The following is a 2520-nucleotide window of genomic DNA, read 5'->3' on the forward strand; positions in this document are numbered from 1 at the left end:
GGAGGGGGAGGGGGAGGGGAGGAGGGGCGAGCGCGACGGGGACGCGGACGTCGGTCCGCGCCCCCGTCCGGGGCTCACTGGAAGGTGATGTTGGCCTGCGCCTCGACGGTCGAGGACGTGCCGTTGTGCGAGGTGATCGTCACGGCGCACTGGTCGTTGGCCGCGCTGCCCTTGCAGGTGAACGACGCGGGCTGTCCCGCACCGGCCACCGGGATGCCGTAGTGGGCGTTGGAGTTGACCTTCTTCGCGGTGTAGCTGACGGAGATGTTCCCGTTCGCGTCGGCCGTCGTCTCCACGCCGGACGAGCACGCGGGAACGCCGAGGATCCCGTACGACTTCGTCGAGCAGGTGCCGACCTTGTAGGTCCCGTTGGCGGTGTAGCCGGAGCCGGTGACGGTGACGACGGAGCCGCTGGCGCTCGACGACAGGCCCGTGCTCGGCGTGACGGAGATGGTGCCGGCCGCGTGCGCCACGGTCGGCGCGGCGAGGGTCACCGCCGCAGCGGCGAGACCCAGGGCGAGGGGGAGGCGGCGGGGGAGGGAGGTGCTCATCGTGCTCCTTCGGTAAGGTTAGGCTGTCCTAACGGCTCGTACCGTAGAGGCGTCGGGGCCGAGTGCGCAAGACCTGGTCCCTCGGCACCAGGGGGCGGCGATGCCGGGGTGGCGGTCGTCGGCCGAACGCGTGTCCCACGTCGCACCGCTGAGTGTTTCATAAAATTTGAACATCAACTAAGGTCCACCTGAGTGATCAGTGGCGCGTCGTGCCGCCCGTCGACCAGGAGGTCCCATGTCGTCCGTCCGTCCCGTGCTCACGAGCGTCGTGGGAGCGCTGTGCGCCGCCCTGCTGCTGTCCGCCTGCGGAGGGTCGTCCACGGCCGAGGACTCCGCCTCGAGCGACTTCGAGACCGTCCGGATCACGCACGCGCTGGGCACGGCCGAGATCACCGAGAAGCCGGAGCGGGTCGTCACCCTCGGCCAGGGGTCGGCCGAGACGGCCATCGCGCTCGGCGTCACCCCGGTCGGCATCGAGTCCTACCCCTGGGGTGCCGACGACACCGGCTACCTGCCGTGGATCCACGAGGCCGTCACCGAGCGCGGCGACGAGCTGCCGCAGCAGTTCACCGGAGGCACCGAGCTCGACATCGAGGCGATCCTCGAGCTCGAGCCCGACCTCATCCTGGCCCCGTGGTCGGGCGTGACGCAGGAGCAGTACGACCTGCTCAGCGACATCGCCCCCACCGTCGCCTACGAGAAGGAGCCGTGGGTCATCACCTGGGAGGACCAGATCGCGACGATCGGCCGCTCGCTGGGCGAGGAGAAGGCCGCCGCCGGACTCGTCGACGACATCGAGGAGCAGTTCGCCTCCGCCGCCGACCCGAGGTACGAGGGCCGCACGTTCTCCTTCATCTACACGAACGGACCGGGCACGCTCGGCGTGTTCTACCCCGGCGAGCAGCGGGTGACGTTCGTCTCGGCGCTCGGCCTCGAGCCCGCGCTGAGCGAGAAGGAGCTGAAGGACTGGGAGGAGCCGGGCACCGACTCCGCGCTCATCGGCCTCGAGAACGCCGACATGCTCGACGACTCCGACCTGGTCTTCACCTTCTACGCCGACGAGAAGAGCCGCAAGGAGACCGAGTCCCAGCCGCTGTACGCCGGGATCCCCGCGGTGGAGAAGGGTGCGCTCGTCGCGCCCACGGACCAGTCCTTCGTGACGGCGTCCTCGATCATCACGCCGCTGACCGTGCCCTGGGCGCTCGAGCGCTACCGGCCGATCATCGACCGAGCCCTGGCGCGGGCCGACGCGTGATGCGTCGAGGGGCTCTGCTCCTCGGCCTGGTCGTCGTCCTCGCGTGCACCGCGGCGCTCAGCGTCGTGCTCGGGGTGCGCGCCAACGAGGTGTCGGACGTCTGGGACGTGCTCACCGGTCGCGGCGACGAGTACCTGGGCCGGATCGTCGAGGCCCGGGTGCCGCGGACCGTGGTCGGCGCGGTGGTGGGAGCCGCGCTGGCCGTGGCCGGGCTGCTGATCCAGGCGGTCACCCGCAACCCGCTCGCCGAGCCGGGCCTGCTCGGAGTCAGCATGGGCGCGTCGGCCGCCATCGTGACCGCCACGGCGTTCCTCGGGCTCGGGAACGGGACGGCCATAGTGTGGGTGGCGATCCCGGGCGCCCTCGTCGCCGTGGCCGTCGTCTACGCCCTCGGTCGACGCGCCGGCGGCGAGTCGGTGGTCCCGCTGATCCTCGCCGGCGCGGTCGTCAGCGCGGTGCTGGGCGCCTACGTCCAGGCGATGATCCTGACCCGGCCCGACGCCTTCGACTCCTACCGCTTCTGGGTGGTCGGGTCGTTGGCCGGGGTGCGGTGGGAGACGCTGGCGATGGTGGCCCCGGTCATGCTCGTCGGTCTCGTCCTGACGGTGCTGGTCGCACCGGGCCTGAACACCGTGCAGCTCGGCGACGCCGTCGCGACGTCGCTCGGTGTGCGGGTCGCGTGGGTGCGGCTCGGGGCCCTCGCCGCGGCGACGC

Annotated in this window: 3 protein-coding genes; 2 read left to right on the forward strand and 1 reads right to left on the reverse strand. The window is 71.4% G+C overall.

The genetic code is table 11. The features are described 5' to 3' along the window. Window positions 1–74: 74 nt before the first annotated feature. The gene (locus A6Q79_RS17925; RefSeq protein ID WP_067858939.1) at window positions 75–551 is read right to left on the reverse strand and encodes a neocarzinostatin apoprotein domain-containing protein; all 477 of its coding nucleotides are present in this window, start codon (window positions 549–551) and stop codon (window positions 75–77) included. 235 nt (window positions 552–786) lie between these two features. Here A6Q79_RS17925 and A6Q79_RS17930 point away from each other — a divergent pair, with 235 nt between their 5' ends. Both A6Q79_RS17930 and A6Q79_RS17935 read left to right on the forward strand, forming a co-directional pair. Beyond that, window positions 787–1806 (forward strand): iron-siderophore ABC transporter substrate-binding protein, encoded by a 1020-nt coding sequence (locus tag A6Q79_RS17930; protein ID WP_067858935.1) that lies wholly within the window; start codon window positions 787–789, stop codon window positions 1804–1806. Further along, on the forward strand, window positions 1806–2520 hold a 715-nt coding region (locus A6Q79_RS17935; protein WP_317698904.1), incomplete at its 3' end, for an iron chelate uptake ABC transporter family permease subunit. The genes A6Q79_RS17930 and A6Q79_RS17935, both read left to right, overlap by 1 nt.

The sequence above is a fragment of the Aeromicrobium sp. REDSEA-S32_B7 genome (genome assembly GCF_001626145.1).
GTDB classification, from domain to species: Bacteria; Actinomycetota; Actinomycetes; order Propionibacteriales; family Nocardioidaceae; genus Aeromicrobium; species Aeromicrobium erythreum.